Here is a 20,856-nt window from a genome sequence, read left to right on the forward strand (position 1 = left end):
AGATTTTCTAAGGCGAGTTACTTTGCCCTATGAAATTTTATCAATATGCGCCTGGGGATGTTGATGAACGGCGGTTAAGCGCGAACGAACACAATTTTAAGGATTAGAAATAATAATGGGTGGCGCTGTTAGCGCCACCCAGAGGGGATTACTCGATGTTGGATCTGAATGTTGATTATTTAGTTAAGTATATGATTTTTAGCTGCATTTTGTTATATTGGTTAAGTTTAAGTACACGCTTAAGTACATGATAATCAATTATATCTCCGATAATGGTTAAAAAGGATTAAGAGCTTTCATGGCCCTTCATGCCATGTTCACTTAAACAAACAGAGGATATGCGCAGTTATTCTCATAAATTCGCGTGCCTTCGTCTTGCGCTTCCTCTTCCTACTGTGTAGAACTAAATATCAGATGCTGGTGTGATTGAGTCGCTGGTTGATGGGCTAAGAGCCATAACAGCATCATAGTATCCCTCTATAAGGGAACGGAGGTTAGCATAGGAAGATAGCTCTGTGAGTGGTTAGCTCTCAAAAACGATAATGCCTGAGCTATCAAAATAAGAAAGTGTTAACACAAACGAAAATATCATAACAATTTGGGATTTTTTTCATGAGTGACTTTCAAGTACTAGCACACGCATTGTTTAATATCGCTGTCGCAGAAGAAAATGTAGAACCGGTTCATTTACCCGAAGAAGGTGATTTCACCAACTATTGTGAGCAGATTTTTACTGATTTGACTAATGACAAGAGAAGAAAAGCCTTTAAATTTAGGGATATAAATGAGCTTGTGCCGTCATCTATCACTAAAATATTAGAAGATACAAATCAATGGGATGTTGAAACACTTCGGGTTGCCGAAAAGTTACTTTCTGTTGAGATCGAAGCACAACGGCAAATACAGGCGATGAATAAAAATATTCAAAAAGGGGCATTGTTTTTACTTTTAGTGATGCATGAAAATAGGAAGATATTTGTTGTTTTGAAAATAGATCATAGCTCTTTTTTTGATGAAATTGAAGCAAGATATAAGCAAGGGCTTCCTGTTAGTAAGCAGCGTCTTCAAAAATCCTGTTTAGTCTGTATGGATCACGATGAAAGCTTCGATGATATATTCATTTCCGATAGTGGCGCGGGAATACGTGAATATTGGTGGCGGCATTTCTTAGCAACAGAAGAATTACTAAGTTCTGAATTAAACACTAAAAATGCGTTTAATTCTATTGACCGTTTTTTAAGAAAGGAAGTCAAGAAAGATTCCCCCGCTGATTATTGGTATATGAGGAATGATATTATTTCCTACTTTAGGAATAATGATCAATTTGCGTTCGATGAGGTTATAGAAAAATTCAGAGATCATCGTCCAGAAAGTGAAAATTTACGTGAAAGAATGGATGATTTGATTACTAAGCTTGAGAAATTACCGAAAAGTCCGAAAACAGGTTTTGATACACAATTTAATCTTGAACCAAATATTATTAAAGCAAAGATTAAGAAAACAATAGTTCTAGATGAAAACTTCGAATTAAGAATTACCGGAGAGGTTGATAACTTACGGAATAAAATAACACCAGACATTGATGGTAATGGGAAATATATAAAGATATATTCAGATGTAGGGTATATAGAGTTTGGCGGGCAACAGGTAGATTAAAATGGATATTATCAATGACCTCGCCAACATTTTCATTAAATCTGAACTGCGTTCAGTTACAGATAATTTTTCATATTGCGAGGCATTATATGATGTTTTAAATGATGAAATTAATGATAATTATGAGGAAAAATATAATACACTGTTGAATGATATACTAGATCATCATTTGGTTGTTGATATCGAGTATAAATTTGAAAATCAAGAGCATTATATTCAGTCTATTTCTGAGGAGAACCCACAAGAAGTCTCAGGAATTAAAGCAAAGATTCAGGATTTGATCGATTTTTCAGAGGATTTTGATAAAAGATTTATTTCAATTAAAATATACAAGAAAAAAGCATTAAATACAGACAATGAGCTTCATATTTTTAACTTTAACGAATTTGTCAAAGGTATTGCGAATCTAACTAACATCGAATTTTTAGAAAAATTAGCCGAGTTTGATTTGGAGAGGGAGTGTGTTTTCACTTCGTGGGAAACTATTACCTCTTTTAATACAGTGCTTTTTTCATTTAAAAATCTGCATGATAAAGTCATCCCCTACTCATCGGAAAATAGAAATAAAATTTTAGATAATAGGAATAAATGTTGTCATTTTACTCATGATTCATTGTTCAAATTTTATCCTAGTGAATTTCTTATTTTTGGGGAATGCGTTTATCCTGAATTAAAAATTAAGTTTGACGCATTATTAATTGTTTTTTCATTGATTTTTATATCTGATTATTCAGAGTTTCATAAAAAAGATGATGGTACATGGGATCTTATCTACAAATTGAAGGGTTATCGTTTAATCTCAGAGATTGTCCATATAAATGGAATGGGCAACGCTAACTCAATGGTTTTATTTGATATTTATGAATGGGTCTATAATCAGGGTAACTTTGTTGATAAAATGGGCTTGGCAAGAAATATAATATCAATACATGCCCAAGACAATAGTATACTTAATATTCCAAAATCAGTATTGAAATCAATTGAGTCCAGTTTTGATATCTACTTAAAAGATAATGTTAAACAGTATATTGAGATTAAGAATAAAATATCCGAGTTTATCATAACACAAAATGATAAGGCATCAGATATAACAAAAAATATGTTCTCTACGCTAAAGACAAGTTTTTGGAGTATTATTACTTTCTTTATTTCAGTATTTTTAGTGAAAATTGTAACTGATAAATCCTTTGATGGAATAATAACCAAAGAAACATTAATAGTTACTTTTATGTTTCTTATTTTCTCTGAAATATATTTGATTTTTTCTTCGAGAGAAGTTGATGAAGAAAAGAATAGGTTATTAGATCGATATGATACTATTTACAATAGGTATAAAGATCTTCTCAATAAAGATGATCTGAATACAATTATTAATACAGCTGAACTGAAAAGTACAGATGAACTTTATATAAATACTAGAAAGAAACGATACAACCGTATATGGCGAACCTGTAATATTTTGATGCTATGCGTTTCTTTGGTGCTTTTCGGGATCTCTAAAAAAGATGGAATTATAGAATGGTGGAATAGTTGGCATTTATACTCGCAGACTCAGCAGACTCAGCAGACTCAGCAGACTCAGCAGACTCAGCAGACTCAGCAGACTCAGCAGACTCAGCAGACTCAGCAGACTCAAAAACCCTAATATGATTGTTAGTTGACTTAATTTTTACGTAGAGGCGCAATCATGAATAAATAATTTTATGCTTGGTTAAATAAAGTTGCGGATTAATTAACTTCCAAAATTTCCAATTCAATTTTTTTCGGTAATTGTTTATAAGGATAGATATGTCTGGACTAATACAAAAAAACACGCACACAGATCTTATTGACCCCCAAGCACAGAGGGTTGTTGATTTCTTACAACAGATTGGTCTCCCTGCCGATAATATCATTGCTGAGCAATCAGAACGAGCTATCATTGGTCAAAATCTACCAAGTTATATTGAGTCCCTACCTCCAGAAATTAAAAGAGATGCTCGATATTTATCTAAGTTTGTCGTAGGTGCTGGCTTTGGTTTATTCGACTATTCTTTGAATGCGATTTGGAATGAAGTAGTTATAGATCTACGTAGAAAAGCGATTACTTATGGCATTGATATATTTTTCGACTCAGCTGTTGGAGGCGGTAAAAATCGCGAGTTTTATAAAACTGATGACGATCTTGCTTCGTTAAAAGATGCAGTGCTTCTTGATACGTGTCGAAAGCTAGAGTTAATATCAGATACTACATATAAAAAACTCAAACATATATTAGACATGAGAAATGATATTGGTATTTCTCACCCTACAAACTATACAATAAACGCTTTTGAGCTTTTGGGATGGCTGCAAACCTGTATTCAAGATGTTTTGAATGATCGTCCAACTGAAGCTGCGCTACAAGTTCAAGCTTTTATTAAAAATCTAAAATCACATACTCAGCCAATTGACGCGGCAACACAAAAAACAATAGAAAGTAAAATATCTGAACTTCCTAGTCATCATATTGCGAGTATACTTCGCACTACATTTGGAATTTATGTTTCTAATGAAACTGATCCACAAGTCAGAAAAAATATATCAGTTATTGCTCCTGCTATTTGGATTAATTGCATCGATGAACCAAAATATAAACTGGGGATCATTTTAGAAGGATACAATACTAATCTTCATCGTGAAAAATACGAACTTGGAGAGCAGTTTTTTCATGTTGTAGGAGGAAACCCATTCCGTTCATCAGGTGAAAGGGCTGTGATTGTTGATACGCTATTAGATCAACTACTAGAGAAGCATAATGGTTGGGATAATTTTCATCATGAGGCACCTGTAGCTGATTCTGTTGCATCTTATATCCAAGAACAGAATGATATTTTGCCAAATAACGCTGAGAAGCTAGTTAAAGTAATAATGATGTGTAGGATTGGGCGAGGTGTAAAATATTGCAACGGGGTATCACCGAGAGGGAAAGATTACTATGATTATATTCTTTCAAAGTTAGGGGATAAATATACCCCGCACGCTATGGCTATCCTTACTCATTATGAAATTCAGAGAAAGTTAAGTTCTTCTATATGCGGCTTACAAGCAAGGCAAGCATTAGAGATAATTAAGCGGAGTGTAGTAAATGAGCGTTTGATTGAGTGCTTAGACTATTTAATTTCTCGTATTGAAAACAATGGTAAGTGTGTTTTTGATACTGATTTTAAAAATCTTTCTGCTCAATACATAAATTGGTGACAGTATGGAATATAAAGCAGTCGGAAATAAGTTTGACTGCTTTATATGAATAATAGAATAGGGAGTGTTGGTGTGAGTAACAATTATGATTGTTAAATATAAACTCACGCCATTAGTTTAAAAGTTACAGAGTAATAGTTATTTGTAACGTTAATTCAAAGGAAGTTATACAATTAAATTTGCGAGTGTATTACCTAGATTGCGCACACAAAGATGCCATTTATCCCAAACTTTATTACTGTCAAATAGGTTTATTTGAAAGCTATTTATAATGGAAATTGATTTACGAGGTAGTCTATTTATTTGATTATTTTTTGAAATGTTCCGTTTAAACGCAACTAAGCTAGGTTCTTGCATAATGGTTAAAATAGAACTTTCGGGTAATAATTCATATAATAAATCCATCGAGTAAATTCGTAGCCTTTGAAAAGGATTTTCCATTTTCTTGAGGTCTATGAGCATCAAGGGTAGAGAGTCTTTTGTGCCCGGTTTTGCATTGGGTCTAAATCGAGCCTCAATGCGTAAAAATCTCTTATGCTTATTTATATTCACTTTGACATGTTCTGCTTTAAGCATATTTCCTATTGGTTTATACCTTTTTAAATTTATTTTTTCATAGCAGAGTATATGTAAAATAGAACGTTTGCTTCCAAGCTGAATACCAGGTAATCCACTTAATGTATTATAATAAGAGGTTTTTCCTGCCCTATGTAACCCCCAAAGATAATCATGTAAACGGCGGCCATAAACATCTAGAGCTACATCTATTTGTGTAACCCACGCCCTTGCTAGTAATTTATATAATTTTTTTCCTAGCCATTTATTCATCCATGAAAGCATATGATCGATTTCTTCTGCTGTTATATGTTGTGGATGAAAATCAAATCTTATGCCTCCGGTATTATTGTTAACTGGTGAGTAATCAATGCGCAATAAAATAGGGGATAATGCATTGTTTTTCTTAATTAATAAAGCGTTTCTGTAAGGCATGTCTTCTTTATTTTTTATGTATTTTGTGGAGTATCTTTTGTTTCCTATCTTCCTAATTTTTCTTAGATTAGAATAAATAGTATCCTTCTCTACTTTGTCTAAAAAGAAGCTAACTATTGTGAGCTTATCAATTCTTATTTTTAATGGATTATCGTTTTTATCTTTTCCAATTTGTAATGAGGAGCAAGTGTCTATGTTATATTTATGGAGAAGCATATTTTTATCTCTTTTGTTGGAATGTGTTTGTTATGAATAGACTATGTTTTAGGTATATCAAACTAATTCATGTTCTCTACACGTATATGTATGTGTGTATATAACGGGCTATTAGAGGGGATTATTAATATAGGTTCGAAGGGATTTTTGTACGACTGTTAATCCACTCCAAAACCTCCTCTTCTCGCCATGCAACTGCGCGTGCTCCGGTTAGGCTGACTTGCCGAGGAAATGCATTTGCTTCGATTAGTCGGTAGAGCGTTGCGCGAGAAATTGCGCATAGTTCCAGAACAGTTTTCACCTTGATTAGACGTTGATTCGGCATCGTTTGAATCCACAAGAAAGCGCATCGGATTGATACCTCTACGATTTACAGTTTTGTAGATTGAATGAGTGAAAAACTTGTAACATGTTGAATTTCATGTTTTTTTAATGTGTTTTTGAGGTGTTTGAAACTTTCGAAAGTTTCAAACACAGAAAAGTTTCGGAATTTCTGGGTTTCAAAACAAAAGTTCAGCTGCGGAAAATTTCAGATTTCCATGCGAAAAGTTTCGCACCTACTGAACGAAATAGGTGAGTTTGGTAGATCTTGAGAACAGCCTTTTTGGGCTGCTCTCAGCGAATACTATGATTAAAAGAATGACTATTTTTACTACATTAGATTGGTTTTTAAGGAGTGATTATTAATCAATTAACTCGAAATGATATAGATGTTATGGAATTAAAATAAGGAGATTTCATAGCATATACATATTTATGTCTAAAAAGCTATCTTGAAAGATAGATTAATTATGTGTATTCATCTAGGAACATGATTAGAACCCTGCGTTGTTCATGTGTTAAACGAGGCCAAATTTGTTCAAATCTATTCTTTAGGTCTACATCTTTCACTGGAACAAATTCTGGTTGTTCGTTATTACCAGAGGAGTTCTCATCAAAGCAATCAATGAAAAACCAACCAATTGGCGTATTCATTTTTATGGCAATATTTACAAGATGTGCGACATTAATTTTATTGGCTCCTCTTTCATAACGTGAAAGTTGTTGCTGGGAAATATCCGCATACTCGGCTAATTGCTGTGCAGTCATACCAAGTTCTTTTCTGCGCATCTGGATACGCTGACCAACCATCTTATCAGTGACTTCGGATGCAAGCTTCGCCATTTTCCCGCCTTGTTTCCAACGTATATGTCTATAAAAGACATTTTGCGGGTGTTTTACTCTTGCATGAACATCAATAATGGATTATAAATTGATTTTTACTCCTTTATGGATAGTTTGGCTTCAAGGAAGTCCATTTTTCTATCATTCAGCTTCCATAAAAGGAACTTAACTGAAATTTGGTCTGACTTCATTAACACTAGCAAGCAATAATTTTTTCTAAGAATCTATGATAATTGAGAGGTAATATGAACAATTCATCTATCGCTAAAATATTAAGTATCTCGTTGTTGTTTTCTTGTAATATTGTCTATTCATCTTCGAATAATTTACATTTACAAGAGACTGCAAGTTCAGTGTCAACTCAACAAGATGGAGTGACAAATAATGATGTATTAAAATACTTATCTGAAAAATACAGTAATGAAATCTCGAGCTTGGGACTTACAGATAAGCAACTCAACTCTAATGTTTATGTTCGCGCAAGCTTGAATGATAACTTTTTATTTTTCTCGAATCTGAAACAGTTTATCTCTGTTTTTTACGACCTTCCAAATCTTCAGTCAGTCAAAGTTGTTAAGTATGATAATTATATAGGTTTCAAAGTAAAACTTGCTGGGCGTCCTGCAATAGGGTTTGCACTTTATCAAGAGGATAATGAGTTTTTCTTGAAGGGGGTTATAAATGAAAAAGGACTTATTGCGGCTGAGAATATTGAAGAGGAGGGACTAGTATTTAACTCATATTATTCAGTCGCTTTTGTTGTATTTAATAAGAATGGTGTTAAATATTAATCTTATATATAGATGAAGATATGAAACTATTGACGGCTCTACCACTGATGATTTTTTGTTTTTCAACCAAAGCGAGTGATTTTAAAAAAATAAATGGAACACTCTCTTTGTATCAAAGCAAAAATCACACCGCCTTCAGTATTAATTCTTCACTTGGCACTACATTGGGAGTATGTGAAATAGGAGGTGAATTAACACTTATTGATGCACGTAAAGGGCAACGCAACCGTTGGGTTTATAGTGACCAGTCAAGCATGTGTGTTGTGTTGATTAGTGAATTAGATAATGGTGCCATGCAGGTTATCTCGAAGGATTGTGATAACCACTGTAGTGTAACATCTATAGGTTCTATAAACGGCACATATAATAAATGAAAGATTACTTTAGCCTGAAACTAATCAGGCTAAAGTAAATATTAATAGATTACAGTATTACGCTATTTCTTTTCTTATTGGTTCTACGTTGTAATTATTACCCTTTTCCAATGTTGTAAGTAGCTCAGCCCATACAGTCAAAGCTTGCTTACGTTCTTCAAAGTATTGATAGCGATTATATATACCTTCAACGCCTTTGATTTTATGATTTAAGCAGCGTTCTGCTATCACCGGATCTACCCCCAGCGCAGCTAAATGGGAGCGGGCTGTTCGCCGAAAATCATGAATCGTGAAATTTGGCACATCTGGCATATTTGATCTTATTTTAGCCAACGCTACTGGTAATGTACTTTCCTGAATATGAGGAATCATGCGATGTTGCATTTTTCTTGCTGGGAGAACCCATTCACTGTTGCCGGACATGATTTTTAATTCTTTAATCCAGCCAACAACGGGTACCGCCAGCGGGATATCAATACCATCGCCGTTTTTAACGCGCTCAGGAGGTAAATGCCAGACGCCTTCATCCAGATCAAATTCTGACCATCTGGCACCACACAATTCCATCTTACGGCAGCATAGGGCTAAAATGAGCTTCATAGTTAGTTCATTTTGACGGGAAAACCCTTTGGTCAAAGGCATTACCTGAAAAAGCTGTACCAGCTCTTCTCGACTTAACCAGCGTTCACGGCTTTGTTCTTGTCCTCCGGCATCAGAGATGTCAAATGCACTTGCTGGATTAGCAGCCAGCATGTGCCGCTTGATTCCATAATCAAAGATCCGTCGAGTCCATCTGAGGACGTCATTGGCAACGGTAGGCGCACCTCGTTGAAGGATCTTTTGCAACATATCATCAATATGATAGGGGCGAACGTCCTCTATTCGCAGGTTGCCTATGTTTGGATTTATATCTTTTTCGATTCGGCGGCGCAGTATGTCGGGGTGCTTCCAGCGTTTAAGTATCTGGCGTTCAAAATATTCGCTGGCTAATTGGGAAACCCTCAGTGCGTGTTTTTCAGACTCGATTTTTTTGAGAGCATCAGCTTTGTGCTCTTGCTTCTCTCCGGCTACGTCATAACCCAATGCTACACGTGCCGAGAGCTCTTTGGCGGTCTCTCGCGCCCTTGCTAGTGAGAGTTCAGCATAGGAACCGATACCCATTACCCGCTGTTTTCCAGAGAAACGATAGCGAAAGCGCCAGAATGGAGCTGCATACTTCTTTGGAAAACAAAGATATAAGCCGTTACCATCCGACTTTGCTTCGAAGCGTTCGTCAGCTCTGATCCATGCCTTGATTTGTATGTCTGTCATTTTTGCCATGTATGACTCTTGCTTATGTGCTGTGTGTACATATTCATGATGCCATAAAAGTCATTATGTACATAGATAAGTACACGCTAAACATGCGCTGTAGTGATACACCATGAGACAAGGCGATAAAGAAAGAGCCCTTTAATACGGGCTCTTAGAGGAGGTTTTAACTTGGGTGAGACAAAGTGAGATCGCCTGAGATATTACTCAATGTTCTGGATCTGCTCGCGCATCTGCTCGATAAGCACCTTCAGCTCAATCGCTGAGTTGGTGACCTCGGCATTAATCGATTTAGACGCCAGAGTGTTCGACTCGCGGTTGAACTCCTGCATCATAAAGTCGAGGCGACGGCCTACCGCTTCTTTCTTCTTCAGAATGTTGTAGGTCTCTTTGACGTGCGCTTCCAGACGATCCAGCTCTTCGGCTACGTCGACGCGCTGCGCCATCAGCACCAGCTCTTGTTCCAGACGGTTGTTTTCCAGCTGAACTTCGGCTTCTTCCAGCTTGGCAACCAGGCGCTCGCGCTGCCATTGCAGCACTTCTGGCATATGGGCACGCACTTTGGCGACTTCGGTGCTCACGCCTTCGAGGCGTTGTTCGATCATCGCTTTCAGCGCCTGGCCTTCGGTTTCACGGGCGACAATGAAATCATCCAGCGTGCCGTCGAGGGCGGCGAGAATTTCAGCGGCGATGGCATCCAGATCCTGTTCACCGGCGGCCATGACGCCAGGCCAGCGCAGGATGTCCACCGGATTGATTTCGCCTTCATCGCTCTGCATTTTGACCCAGTTCGCGGCGTTCACGAGCTGTTTTGCCAGTTTTTCGTTAAGGATCAGTTCGCCCTGCGCGCTGGCATCCGGCTCAAAGCGCAGATTACATTCAACTTTACCGCGAGTCAGACGAGTACGGATACGCTCACGCACAACGGGCTCAAGGCTGCGGAACTGCTCTGGCATACGGAAATAAGTTTCCAGGTAGCGCTGGTTTACCGAGCGCATTTCCCAGGTCGCGCTGCCCCAGCTGCCCTTGATTTCACGCCGGGCGTAGGCGGTCATACTGCGGATCATAGACATTCCCGTTTTGAAAGGAGAGATGGGGGGATTATAGCTTTCAGGGCTTTGTCAGGATAGGAATAAGCGCGTTTAATCCGTATAATGCGCAGCCACATTCGTTTCAAGCCGGAGAATTCATCATGCGTCCAGCAGGTCGTAGCGCCAATCAGGTGCGTCCCGTCACTCTGACCCGTAACTATACAAAACACGCTGAAGGCTCCGTGCTGGTTGAATTTGGTGACACCAAAGTTCTCTGCACCGCCTCTATCGAAGAAGGCGTTCCGCGCTTCCTGAAAGGTCAGGGCCAGGGCTGGATCACCGCCGAATACGGCATGTTGCCGCGCGCAACCCACACCCGTAACGCCCGTGAAGCGGCAAAAGGCAAGCAGGGTGGCCGTACTATGGAAATCCAGCGTCTGATCGCGCGTGCGCTGCGCGCCGCCGTTGATCTGAAAACCCTCGGTGAGTTCACCATCACGCTCGACTGCGACGTCATCCAGGCCGATGGCGGCACGCGCACGGCGTCCATCACCGGTGCGTGCGTTGCGCTGGCCGATGCCCTGAACAAGCTGGTAGCGGCGGGCAAGCTGAAAACTAACCCAATGAAAGGGATGGTGGCAGCCGTTTCTGTCGGGATTGTTAATGGCGAAGCGCTGTGCGATCTGGAATACGTTGAAGATTCCGCAGCGGAAACCGACATGAACGTCGTAATGACCGAAGACGGTCGCATTATTGAAGTGCAGGGCACGGCAGAAGGCGAGCCGTTCACCCACGAAGAGCTACTCACCCTGCTGGCGTTGGCCCGAGGGGGGATCGAATCCATCGTAACGACGCAGAAGGCGGCGTTAGAAAATTGATTTTAAAGGCGACTGATGAGTCGCCTTTTTTTTGCCTGTAAGACAGAAAACCAAAGGAGCAAATCCATGAAATCGTATCAGCGCCAGTTTATTGAGTTTGCGCTTAACAAGCAGGTACTTAAGTTTGGCGAGTTTACGCTGAAATCCGGGCGTAAAAGCCCCTATTTCTTCAACGCTGGGCTGTTTAATACCGGGCGCGATCTGGCACTGTTAGGCCGTTTTTACGCGGAAGCGCTGGTGGATTCAGGGATTGATTTTGACCTGCTGTTTGGCCCGGCCTACAAGGGTATTCCGATTGCGACCACCACGGCGGTGGCGCTGGCGGAACATCACGACCGCGACGTGCCTTACTGCTTCAACCGTAAAGAAGCCAAGACCCACGGCGAAGGCGGCAACCTGGTGGGCAGTGCGCTGCAAGGGCGCGTGATGCTGGTAGATGACGTGATCACCGCTGGCACCGCGATCCGCGAATCTATGGAGATCATTCAGGCCAACGGCGCAACGCTTGCGGGCGTGCTGATCTCTCTGGATCGTCAGGAGCGTGGACGCGGCGAGATCTCTGCGATTCAGGAAGTGGAGCGCGACTACGGCTGCAAAGTGACGTCAATCATCACGTTGAAAGACCTGATTGCCTATCTGGAAGAGAAGCCTGAAATGGCTGACCATCTGGCTGCGGTAAGGGCGTATCGCGAAGAGTTCGGCGTCTAAGATGGCCGCCCGGTGGCGCTGCGCTTACCGGGCCTGAGTAGCAGGCTGGCCGGATATGGCGAAACCGCCATCCGGCGAGTCTGTTACTGCAACTGTGCTGCCACCAACGGCCAGCGGGCGTCAAAATCGTCCGTTGGGCGATATTTGAATTCGCTGCGCACAAAGCGGGAGAGCATTCCTTCGCAGAAGGCCAGAATCTGGCCTGCCAGCAGCGTTTCGTCAGTTACGTACCCTTCGCCTTCGCGCATTTTCTTCTCACGCAGCACCTGGCGCAGCTGCGCTTCGATACGCTCGAAAAGCTGATTAATGCGGCCCTGAAGTCTGTCCTGTTCGAACATCAGCGCGTGGCCGGTCAGGATACGGGTCAAACCGGGATTGCGTTCGCCAAAGCCCAGAATCAACAGCACGATCAGGCGCAGACGAGCGGTAGTGTCCTTTTCGTCTTTCAGGATCAGATTGATGCGCGTGATCAGGCTGTCTTCGATAAATTCGATCAGGCTGTCGAACATGCGGGTTTTGCTGGGGAAATGACGGTACAGCGCCGCTTCTGATACGCCAACCGAGGCCGCCAGCTTTGCGGTGGTGATGCGTTGGCTTCCATCGCTGGATTCAAGCATCAGTGCCAGAGATTGAAGTATTTCTTCGCGACGATTCCTTTTCGCGGTTTGTTTTTCTGCCATGTTACAAAATACCCCTGAAAATAATCACTTGCCAGGCTGGCATCCACACAGCGACCGCAAACGAACGTTTGCGGTTTGTTATTGCATTATGGCGCTGTGGGACGCGTGTTTATCGGCGGGTTATTTACGCCCGGAATGGCCGAAGCCGCCTTCGCCGCGGTCGGTGGCATCAAAGTCTTCCACCAGATTAAATTCTGCCTGCACGACAGGTACGAATACCATCTGTGCGATACGTTCACCGGGTTCAATGGTGAAGCTGTCCTGACCGCGGTTCCAGACGGAAACCATCAGCTGACCCTGGTAGTCAGAGTCAATCAGGCCAACCAGGTTACCCAGCACGATGCCGTGCTTATGGCCCAGGCCTGAGCGGGGCAGGATAACCGCTGCCAGTGACGGATCGGCAATGTGAATCGCCAGCCCGGTCGGAAGCAGGGTGGTTGCGCCCGGCGCCAGCTCAACGGCGTCATCGAGACAGGCACGCAGGTCAAGACCGGCAGAGCCGGAGGTGGCATAGGTTGGCAACGGGAATTGCTGACCAACTCGCGGGTCCAGAATCTTAACGTCGATTTTTTTCATCATAACGGGTAACGATCTCGTCCAGTAATTGTTGGCCCAGGAGTTCCTTGCGCTCAAGCGGTAAGACTTTATCTCCATCCTGCCAGAAAAGGTGCAGTGCATTGCTGTCGCTGTTAAATCCTTGCGTGGACAGCGAGACATCGTTCGCGCAAATCAAATCGAGGTTTTTGCGGGTACGTTTTTGCCGGGCATATTCTTCCACATTATTCGTTTCTGCGGCAAACCCAACAACGTAAGGACGATGGCTTTTCAGCGCGGCCACCCCGGCAACGATATCCGGGTTTTTAACCATTTTTATTGTTAATTCATCGCCTTGCTTTTTGATTTTTGCATCAGAAATGGTTTCTGCGCGGTAATCCGCTACCGCCGCACAGCCGATAAAAATACTCTGATTTTGCGCGTGAGCCTGAACGGCGGCTTCCATTTCCAGCGCCGTCGTCACGTCAATGCGCTGCACAAACGGAGGCGTCGGCAGGGAAACCGGGCCGCTCACCAGCGTGACGTTCGCCCCGCGTTTTGCCGCCGCTGCCGCAATCGCGAAGCCCATCTTGCCGGAGCTGTGGTTGGTGATGTAGCGCACCGGATCCAGCGGTTCGCGCGTTGGGCCCGCGGTAATCATGATGTTGAGATGTTGCAGATCCTTTACAGGCGAGAAATGCGCCGCCGCCATGTCGACAATCGTCAGCGGGTCGAGCATACGGCCGGGACCGATATCGCCGCAGGCCTGGCTGCCGCTGTCCGGCCCCCAGATCAGCAGGCCGCGCGCCGCGAGCGTGTCCAGGTTGTGCTGGGTGGCGGCGTTGCGATACATCTGCTGGTTCATGGCCGGGACCACCGCCACCGGGGAAGGGGTCGCGAGGCAGATCGTCGAGACCAGATCGTTAGCCATGCCTGCCGCAACGCGTGCGATGAGGTCAGCGGTGGCCGGGGCCAGAATCACCAGATCCGCCCATTTGCCGAGCTCAATATGGCCCATCGCGGCTTCCGCGGCAGGGTCAAGCAGGCTGTCGGAGACCGGGTAGCCTGAAACGGCCTGCAGGCTCAGGGGAGTGATAAAGGCTTTGCCGCCTTCGGTTATCGCGACCCGCACGTCGGCCCCGCGATCGCGCAAACGGCGTACCAGCTCCGGCGCTTTGTAGGCAGCGATACCGCCGCTCACGCCAAGAACGATTTTTTTACCGGCCAGGCTCATCATGATTCTTTCCTGTTGGGTTTCACCAGAGAGCCGGCATTTTATCACAATCCCAAAAGCGGGGTGATTTTGTCCTTCGTCCACTTTGCGAGGCGTTACGCAAGAATGAAAACTGCGCGTCGAAGCCCGGATGAGGCTGTGGCAGCATAGCGGCAGACACAAGGAGACAGGGATATGGAACGTGTTTTACCGATGCTGCCGCGCGAAAAATTGCTCAACTTTGGCGTCACATCGCTCACTGATGACGAACTTTTGGCACTTTTTTTACGCACGGGAACGGCGGGGAAAACGGTGTTTACGCTGGCGCGGGAGCTGCTTCTGCATTTTGGTTCGCTGTCAGGGTTATTGACCGCCGAACTGGATGATTTTAAGCACGTAGAGGGCATCGGCGTGGCGAAATACGCCCAGCTAAAAGGCGTTGCGGAGCTGGCCCGGCGTTTTCACAGCGTGCGGATGCTGGAAGATAACCCGCTATTAACCCCTGATATGACGCGGGATTTTCTGCAAAGCCAGCTGACGGATGCCGAACGCGAGATCTTTATGGTGATCTTCCTCGACAATAAAAACAGGGTGCTCAAGCACTGCCACCTGTTCTCCGGGACGCTAAGCCACGTCGAGGTTCACCCGCGAGAAATTGTGCGCGAAGCGATAAAAGTGAATGCAGCCGGCGTGATCCTCGCGCATAATCACCCGTCTGGCTGTGCGCAACCGAGTAGAGCCGACAAAGAGATCACCGCGCGCATCATCAAATGCTGTCAATTCATGGACATTCGCGTGATTGACCATATGATAATTGGTCGCGGTGAGTACGTTTCTTTTGCAGAACATGGTTGGATTTAGACCATTTCACGCGATCCATCGGGATCTTTGTCTGTTCGGGACTTGAGCACATCGTCGAGTCAGCGTATACTACGCCACCTTTGAGAATCTCGGGTTTGGCATTTGGGCCTGGCAATCGATGGTTCACTAAGAACTACGCGATGACCGGGCTGTAAAGCCTGACGAGGCGCCGATACCCCATACGAAGCTCGAGCTAATTTGATTTTTGGAGAATAGACATGTCCCGAGTCTGCCAAGTTACTGGCAAGCGTCCGGTGACCGGTAACAACCGTTCCCACGCACTGAACGCGACTAAACGCCGTTTCCTGCCGAACCTGCACTCTCACCGTTTCTGGGTTGAGAGCGAGAAGCGTTTTGTCACCCTGCGCGTATCTGCTAAAGGTATGCGTGTTATTGATAAGAAAGGCATCGATACAGTTCTGTCCGAACTGCGTGCCCGTGGCGAAAAGTACTAAGTACTTAAAGAGGAAATAAATCATGGCTAAAGGTATTCGCGAGAAAATCAAGCTGGTTTCTTCTGCTGGTACAGGTCACTTCTACACCACCACGAAGAACAAACGTACTAAGCCGGAAAAACTGGAACTGAAAAAATTCGATCCAGTTGTACGCCAGCACGTACTGTACAAAGAAGCTAAAATCAAATAATTTTAGTCTCCTTGTATTGAAAAACCCCGCAACTGCGGGGTTTTTTGCATTCTGACTTCTCAACGGAGGAACCATGCCTGAATTACCTGAGGTAGAGACCAGCCGACGCGGTATTGAGCCTCACCTGGTAGGTGCGACCATTCTTCATGCTGTCGTGCGTAACGGTCGCCTTCGCTGGCCGGTTTCCGATGAGATCCACGCGCTCAGCGACAAACCGATCCTCAGCGTCCAGCGTCGCGCCAAATACCTGCTGCTGGAATTGCCCGACGGCTGGATAATCATTCACCTGGGCATGTCCGGCAGCCTGCGCATTCTCACGGAAGAACTGCCTGCGGAAAAACACGACCATGTCGATCTGGTGATGAGCAACGGCAAAGTGCTGCGCTACACCGATCCGCGCCGCTTTGGCGCCTGGCTGTTTACTAAAGAGCTTGAAGGACATAGCGTACTGGCGCACCTGGGGCCGGAGCCGCTTTCAGAGGCGTTCAACGCGGAATACCTGCAGGCGAAGTGCGCGAAGAAGAAAACCCCGATCAAGCCGTGGCTGATGGACAATAAGCTGGTGGTCGGCGTGGGGAACATCTACGCCAGTGAATCGCTGTTCGCGGCGGGGATTCATCCTGACCGCCTGGCGTCATCGCTGTCGGCGCAGGAGTGCGAGCTGCTGGTCAGAGTGATTAAAGCGGTGCTGCTGCGCTCGATTGAGCAGGGCGGGACAACGTTGAAAGATTTCCTGCAAAGCGACGGCAAGCCGGGCTATTTTGCCCAGGAGCTACAGGTTTATGGTCGTAAGGGCGAGCCGTGCCGGGTGTGTGGCACCCCGATTGTTGCCACCAAGCACGCCCAGCGCGCGACGTTCTACTGCCGCCATTGCCAGAAATAGGCCCATAAGCCGGGCACGCTCTGCCCGGCAGTCAGACGGCTATTTCAGCTTTTCCATCAGCGCCTGATGAACGTTGCCCGGCAGGAAATGGGTGACATCCCCGGCGTGGCGCGCCACCTCTTTTACCAGCGAAGACGAAATAAACGACCACTCTTTTGACGGCATCAGGAACACGCTTTCCAGCTCCGGCATCAGGTGACGGTTCATGTGCGCCAGCTGCATTTCATACTCGAAGTCCGCCACCGCGCGCAGGCCGCGGATCAGAATATTGGCCTGCTGGGCGCGGGCAAAATTCGCCATCAGGTCGCTGAACCCGACCACTTCTACGTTTGGCAGATGGGAAATGGCGTCGGTCGCGAGGGCAACGCGCTCGTTGAGATCGAACATCGGCTTTTTGCTCGGGCTTGCCGCAATCGCCAGAATCACCTTGTCGAACATGCTTGCCGCACGGGTGATGATATCGAGATGACCGTTAGTGATGGGATCGAAGGTACCCGGATAAATCGCTTTTGTGCTCATGGCTCACGTTTTCTCTGAGTAGCCGCGGCTCAGCGCCCACAGCTCGGTGTATTTGTTAAAAGTATACTGAGCATTCACGACTGCCAGTAACCAGCCCTGTTTACCGTCCAGCACGCCGCCGCGCAGCAGCAGCGTTTTCAGAAACGCACCCAGCGTATGGGTAAAAATCCCGGTCAGCGTCGCCTTCTTGCCGCGCTGGTGGCGCTCCTGCGCCCATGCGGTCGCATAGTTGAGCTGTTTACGCTGGAAGCTGGCGAAATCCCGGCAGGTCAGATGCAGCAGGTCGCCGGATAAGGCAATCACCTGAGCGTTATCGCAGGCCAGGGATTCATGCACCAGATTTTCGTTGTACTGATAGCGCTCGCGTTCATACAGGCGCATCACGCGGTCAGGATACCAGCCGCTGTGGCGCATAAACCGCCCGAGAAAGTAGTTGCGACGCGCAATGCTGTAGACCGCGCCAGGCTGAGGGGCGGCAAGCACGGCCTGGATAGCCTGCCGCAGTTCCGGCGTGATGCGCTCGTCGGTGTCGATCATCAGCACATAGTCGCCCGTGGCGTAAGACTGGGCGCGCTGGCGCTGAATGCCGTAGCCCTGCCAGTCTGTATGGGTGAAGACCTTCGCGCCTGCTGCACGGGCTACGTCTACCGTGTTGTCCTCGCTGCCGGAGTCGAGGAGGACAATTTCGTCGGCCCAGGCCACGGAGGCCAGGCAGTCGGGAAGCAGGTCGGCGGCGTTTTTGGCGATCAGAACGACCGACAGACGCTTAGACATTAATGGCTCCGCTGAGGCAGATAGGGTTGAAGAAGTTGCAGCAGACGGGTTAACGCGCCCTGGTTCTGGTGCAGCACTTCGACGGCGTGGCGGCCGTACCACAGGCGGTAATCTTCGTCGGTCAGCAGGGTGGATACCTCTTTGACCACCGAATCCGCGTCGGTCACGGTAATTAAGCCGTCGGCCTGCTGCAATTTAGCGCAGATATCTTTGAAGTTAAACGTGTGCGGGCCCATCAACACCGGGATCGCGTGCGCCGCGGGCTCCAGCGGATTATGACCGCCGCGCTCCACCAGGCTGCCGCCCACAAACGCCAGGTCGGCAATGCCGTACAGCAGCATCAGCTCGCCCATCGTATCGCCAATCACCACCTGGGTGCTGCTGGACGGGATTTCGCCGCTGCTGCGCAGGGTAAAGCTGAAGCCGCCTTTCTGCACCATCTCGCGGGCGTCTTTGAACCGCTCCGGGTGGCGCGGCACCAGTATCAGCAGTAAATCCGGGAATTTTTCCAGCAGCTTGCGGTGGGCTTGCAGGATGATCTCTTCCTCGCCGTCGTGAGTGCTGGTAGCAATCCACACCTGGCGGCGCGGCGCCCACTGGCGGCGCAGCGTGACCGCGCGTGCGGCGAGTTCAGGGGTCACCGAGATATCGAATTTCAGGCTGCCCGTGACCGCAAGCTGGTTGCGTTTCAGGCCCAGCGCGACAAAGCGCGCCGCGTCTTCTTCGTTTTGCGCGGCGATCAGCGTGATTTTGCTGAGCAGGCGGCGCATAAATTTACCCAGCTTGCCGTAGCCTTTTGCCGAGCGCTCGGAGAGGCGGGCGTTGGCGATAACCAGCGGGATTTTACGGGCGTGAAGCGCGGAAATCATGTTTGGCCACAGCTCGGTTTCCATCACGATCACCAGCTTCGGGCTGACGGTGTTCAGGAAACGGTTCATGGCGCAGGGCAGGTCGTAAGGCAGATAGACGTGATGCACGTCTTTGCCAAAAGCGGACATCGCGCGCTCAGAGCCGGTCGGGGTCATGGTGGTGACGGTGATCGGCAGTGACGGATAGCGGTGGCGCAGGGCGCGAACCAGCGGGATTGCCGCCAGCGTTTCGCCAACAGAAACGGAATGCAGCAGGATACCGTCCGGGGCGACTTTATTGCGGCAATAGCCATAGCGTTCAGCCCAGCGTTTTCGGTACGCAGGCGCTTTACGACTACGAAGCAACAGTCGCAGCCACACCAGTGGCTGAATGATGTAGAGCAGAGCGGTATACAACAATTCCAAGCGATTTATCCGTTTTTTAGTTTCGGCGGGCAAATTCTAAGCATTTAAGCCAGGTAAAGCTATCTCTTATGCCAGATACCGTTTCAGACGGAAATAACGGCGACCCAGGCGCCAGTGCTGGCGCAGCCCACGGGCGTTTTTCCAGATCAGCGACCAGATCCCGCGGTCAAACAGCTCGCGGATGATTTCACGCTTTTTGCTCAGATCGCCGATGTTGTTAATGGCGTGAAGAATGCCCAGACCCTCTTTGGCAATCTGCCACTGGCAGGCCGGCACGCGGCGCACCGCATCCGGGTAACGCTGGTTGATGGCATCCAGCATTTCGAGGATTTTCATGTAGTGGCGGGCGTTGCGCATTCGCGTGTCGTCCGTCCCCGGCGTGTGCGACACCGAGGCCGAGTGGATCAGGTAATCGTAAAAGGTTTCGTCGGTGTACTGCACGCGTTTGGCGGTCAGCAGCACTTCGGTGGTCCAGGGGATATCCTGGTGGCGCAGGCCGTGTTCAAAGGTGAAGCCCTGCTCTTTGATGAACGCGTGGCGGTAGATATTCAGCCAGGTCACGTGCAGGAACTTACGCGATGCCAGCGCGCGCTGAAGCCAGGTTGGGCCGTCCAGCACGTCGGTGGACTGCAGCTTGTCGGACGGGAAGATCTTTTTCGACGGGCGTCCGTCGTCGTAGATATAGGTGCCGTTGCAGGTCGCGACATCGAGATCGTTCTTTTTGGCCATCTCAAGCAGACGCGGGTACATGCCCGGATAAATCACGTCGTCGATGTCCGGGAAGGCGACGTATTCGCCCGTTGCCACGGCCAGGCCGGTGTTACGCGCGGCCGATACGCCCTGGTTGGCCTGATCGATAACCTTGTAGAAGGGGAATTCGCTGGCGTACTGCGCGATGATCGCCGCGGAGTTATCGGTTGAACCATCGTTCACAACGACAAGTTCCAGACTGTCCAGATGTTGAGCTTTGATGCTGTCGAAAAATGCGCTCAGGAATTTTTCACCGTTGTAGACGGCGACGACAAGGCTCAATAAAGGTGTGTCGGACATGCTTTCTCCGTTGTGTTCAGGGCAGGCCACCCATGTTGGTGATACCATTCGTGCTGTATTATATCTGGTGGATACTAAAAACATA

At 46.5% G+C, this 20,856-nt stretch carries 23 protein-coding genes; 11 read left to right on the forward strand and 12 right to left on the reverse strand.

The features are described 5' to 3' along the window. The first annotated feature begins 612 nt into the window (after positions 1-612). The 3 genes from AB6V08_RS11395 to AB6V08_RS11405 all read left to right on the forward strand — a co-directional run bounded on the left by AB6V08_RS11395 (position 613) and on the right by AB6V08_RS11405 (position 4,875). A complete protein-coding gene (locus AB6V08_RS11395; RefSeq protein ID WP_059585558.1) occupies positions 613-1,656 on the forward strand; it encodes a nucleoid-associated protein in 1,044 nt (347 codons plus the stop codon). A gap of 1 nt (position 1,657) precedes the next feature. After that, positions 1,658-3,301, forward strand: coding sequence for a hypothetical protein (locus AB6V08_RS11400; RefSeq protein ID WP_368542762.1), 1,644 nt, complete (start codon positions 1,658-1,660; stop codon positions 3,299-3,301). Between the two features lie 143 nt (positions 3,302-3,444). Then, positions 3,445-4,875 (forward strand): hypothetical protein, encoded by a 1,431-nt coding sequence (locus AB6V08_RS11405; protein ID WP_059585560.1) that lies wholly within the window; start codon positions 3,445-3,447, stop codon positions 4,873-4,875. 165 nt (positions 4,876-5,040) lie between these two features. Here AB6V08_RS11405 and AB6V08_RS11410 read toward each other — a convergent pair whose 3' ends face one another. The 3 genes from AB6V08_RS11410 to AB6V08_RS11420 all read right to left on the reverse strand — a co-directional run bounded on the left by AB6V08_RS11410 (position 5,041) and on the right by AB6V08_RS11420 (position 7,245). Further along, positions 5,041-6,081 (reverse strand): hypothetical protein, encoded by a 1,041-nt coding sequence (locus tag AB6V08_RS11410; protein ID WP_059585561.1) that lies wholly within the window; start codon positions 6,079-6,081, stop codon positions 5,041-5,043. A 124-nt stretch (positions 6,082-6,205) separates the two neighbouring features. Then, a complete protein-coding gene (locus tag AB6V08_RS11415) occupies positions 6,206-6,406 on the reverse strand; it encodes a helix-turn-helix transcriptional regulator (protein ID WP_072258353.1) in 201 nt (66 codons plus the stop codon). Positions 6,407-6,870: 464 nt separating this feature from the next. Next, on the reverse strand, positions 6,871-7,245 hold the full coding sequence (locus AB6V08_RS11420) for a helix-turn-helix domain-containing protein (RefSeq protein ID WP_048983040.1): 375 nt from the start codon (positions 7,243-7,245) through the stop codon (positions 6,871-6,873). A gap of 245 nt (positions 7,246-7,490) precedes the next feature. Between AB6V08_RS11420 and AB6V08_RS11425 the strand changes: the two genes are divergently transcribed. Both AB6V08_RS11425 and AB6V08_RS11430 read left to right on the forward strand, forming a co-directional pair. After that, complete coding sequence (locus AB6V08_RS11425; protein WP_368542763.1) at positions 7,491-8,036, forward strand: hypothetical protein; 546 nt, start codon at positions 7,491-7,493, stop codon at positions 8,034-8,036. 20 nt (positions 8,037-8,056) lie between these two features. Next, positions 8,057-8,410 carry a hypothetical protein gene (locus AB6V08_RS11430; protein WP_072258354.1) on the forward strand — a complete coding sequence of 118 codons (354 nt, stop codon included), beginning with the start codon at positions 8,057-8,059 and terminating at the stop codon, positions 8,408-8,410. A 57-nt stretch (positions 8,411-8,467) separates the two neighbouring features. On the opposite strand, the gene AB6V08_RS11435 is transcribed toward AB6V08_RS11430, so the two are convergent. Together AB6V08_RS11435 and AB6V08_RS11440 are read right to left on the reverse strand one after the other, a co-directional pair. Continuing rightward, positions 8,468-9,730 carry a tyrosine-type recombinase/integrase gene (locus AB6V08_RS11435; protein WP_368542764.1) on the reverse strand — a complete coding sequence of 421 codons (1,263 nt, stop codon included), beginning with the start codon at positions 9,728-9,730 and terminating at the stop codon, positions 8,468-8,470. Positions 9,731-9,924: 194 nt separating this feature from the next. Then, positions 9,925-10,788 carry a YicC/YloC family endoribonuclease gene (locus AB6V08_RS11440; protein WP_368542765.1) on the reverse strand — a complete coding sequence of 288 codons (864 nt, stop codon included), beginning with the start codon at positions 10,786-10,788 and terminating at the stop codon, positions 9,925-9,927. A 125-nt stretch (positions 10,789-10,913) separates the two neighbouring features. Here AB6V08_RS11440 and rph point away from each other — a divergent pair, with 125 nt between their 5' ends. After that, on the forward strand, positions 10,914-11,630 hold the full coding sequence (rph, locus tag AB6V08_RS11445; protein ID WP_013094888.1) for a ribonuclease PH: 717 nt from the start codon (positions 10,914-10,916) through the stop codon (positions 11,628-11,630). 66 nt (positions 11,631-11,696) lie between these two features. Continuing rightward, positions 11,697-12,338 carry an orotate phosphoribosyltransferase gene (pyrE, locus tag AB6V08_RS11450; protein WP_120158955.1) on the forward strand — a complete coding sequence of 214 codons (642 nt, stop codon included), beginning with the start codon at positions 11,697-11,699 and terminating at the stop codon, positions 12,336-12,338. Positions 12,339-12,421: 83 nt separating this feature from the next. Here pyrE and slmA read toward each other — a convergent pair whose 3' ends face one another. The 3 genes from slmA to coaBC form a co-directional block, all read right to left on the reverse strand. After that, positions 12,422-13,018, reverse strand: a complete 597-nt coding sequence (slmA, locus tag AB6V08_RS11455; RefSeq protein ID WP_368542766.1) for a nucleoid occlusion factor SlmA — start codon at positions 13,016-13,018, stop codon at positions 12,422-12,424. Between the two features lie 120 nt (positions 13,019-13,138). Continuing rightward, positions 13,139-13,597: a dUTP diphosphatase gene (dut, locus tag AB6V08_RS11460; protein ID WP_014068349.1), complete on the reverse strand. Its 459-nt coding sequence runs from the start codon at positions 13,595-13,597 to the stop codon at positions 13,139-13,141. Then, positions 13,575-14,786: a bifunctional phosphopantothenoylcysteine decarboxylase/phosphopantothenate--cysteine ligase CoaBC gene (gene coaBC / locus AB6V08_RS11465; RefSeq protein WP_368542839.1), complete on the reverse strand. Its 1,212-nt coding sequence runs from the start codon at positions 14,784-14,786 to the stop codon at positions 13,575-13,577. The genes dut and coaBC overlap by 23 nt, the downstream gene beginning before the upstream one ends. Positions 14,787-14,960: 174 nt before the next feature. On the opposite strand from coaBC, the gene radC reads away from it, so the two are divergent. The 4 genes from radC (at position 14,961) to mutM (ending at position 17,154) form a co-directional block, all read left to right on the forward strand. Next, on the forward strand, positions 14,961-15,626 hold the full coding sequence (gene radC / locus AB6V08_RS11470) for a RadC family protein (RefSeq protein ID WP_368542767.1): 666 nt from the start codon (positions 14,961-14,963) through the stop codon (positions 15,624-15,626). Positions 15,627-15,844: 218 nt separating this feature from the next. After that, entirely contained in the window at positions 15,845-16,081 is a 237-nt protein-coding gene (rpmB, locus tag AB6V08_RS11475) for a 50S ribosomal protein L28 (RefSeq protein WP_002436699.1), read from the forward strand. Between the two features lie 22 nt (positions 16,082-16,103). Beyond that, positions 16,104-16,271 (forward strand): 50S ribosomal protein L33, encoded by a 168-nt coding sequence (gene rpmG / locus AB6V08_RS11480; protein ID WP_003024094.1) that lies wholly within the window; start codon positions 16,104-16,106, stop codon positions 16,269-16,271. 73 nt (positions 16,272-16,344) lie between these two features. After that, a complete protein-coding gene (gene mutM / locus AB6V08_RS11485) occupies positions 16,345-17,154 on the forward strand; it encodes a bifunctional DNA-formamidopyrimidine glycosylase/DNA-(apurinic or apyrimidinic site) lyase (protein WP_368542768.1) in 810 nt (269 codons plus the stop codon). A 39-nt stretch (positions 17,155-17,193) separates the two neighbouring features. Here mutM and coaD read toward each other — a convergent pair whose 3' ends face one another. From coaD to AB6V08_RS11505, 4 genes are all read right to left on the reverse strand, one after another. Further along, positions 17,194-17,673: a pantetheine-phosphate adenylyltransferase gene (gene coaD / locus AB6V08_RS11490; RefSeq protein ID WP_368542769.1), complete on the reverse strand. Its 480-nt coding sequence runs from the start codon at positions 17,671-17,673 to the stop codon at positions 17,194-17,196. 3 nt (positions 17,674-17,676) lie between these two features. Continuing rightward, positions 17,677-18,447, reverse strand: coding sequence for a glycosyltransferase family 2 protein (locus AB6V08_RS11495; RefSeq protein ID WP_368542770.1), 771 nt, complete (start codon positions 18,445-18,447; stop codon positions 17,677-17,679). Continuing rightward, positions 18,447-19,721 carry a lipid IV(A) 3-deoxy-D-manno-octulosonic acid transferase gene (gene waaA / locus AB6V08_RS11500; RefSeq protein WP_368542771.1) on the reverse strand — a complete coding sequence of 425 codons (1,275 nt, stop codon included), beginning with the start codon at positions 19,719-19,721 and terminating at the stop codon, positions 18,447-18,449. Before waaA ends, AB6V08_RS11495 begins: the two co-directional genes overlap by 1 nt. 66 nt (positions 19,722-19,787) lie before the next feature. Then, positions 19,788-20,771 (reverse strand): glycosyltransferase, encoded by a 984-nt coding sequence (locus AB6V08_RS11505; protein ID WP_368542772.1) that lies wholly within the window; start codon positions 20,769-20,771, stop codon positions 19,788-19,790. Positions 20,772-20,856: the final 85 nt, after the last annotated feature.

It is taken from the genome of Enterobacter soli, from assembly GCF_964208575.1.
GTDB lineage: Bacteria > Pseudomonadota > Gammaproteobacteria > Enterobacterales > Enterobacteriaceae > Enterobacter > Enterobacter soli_A.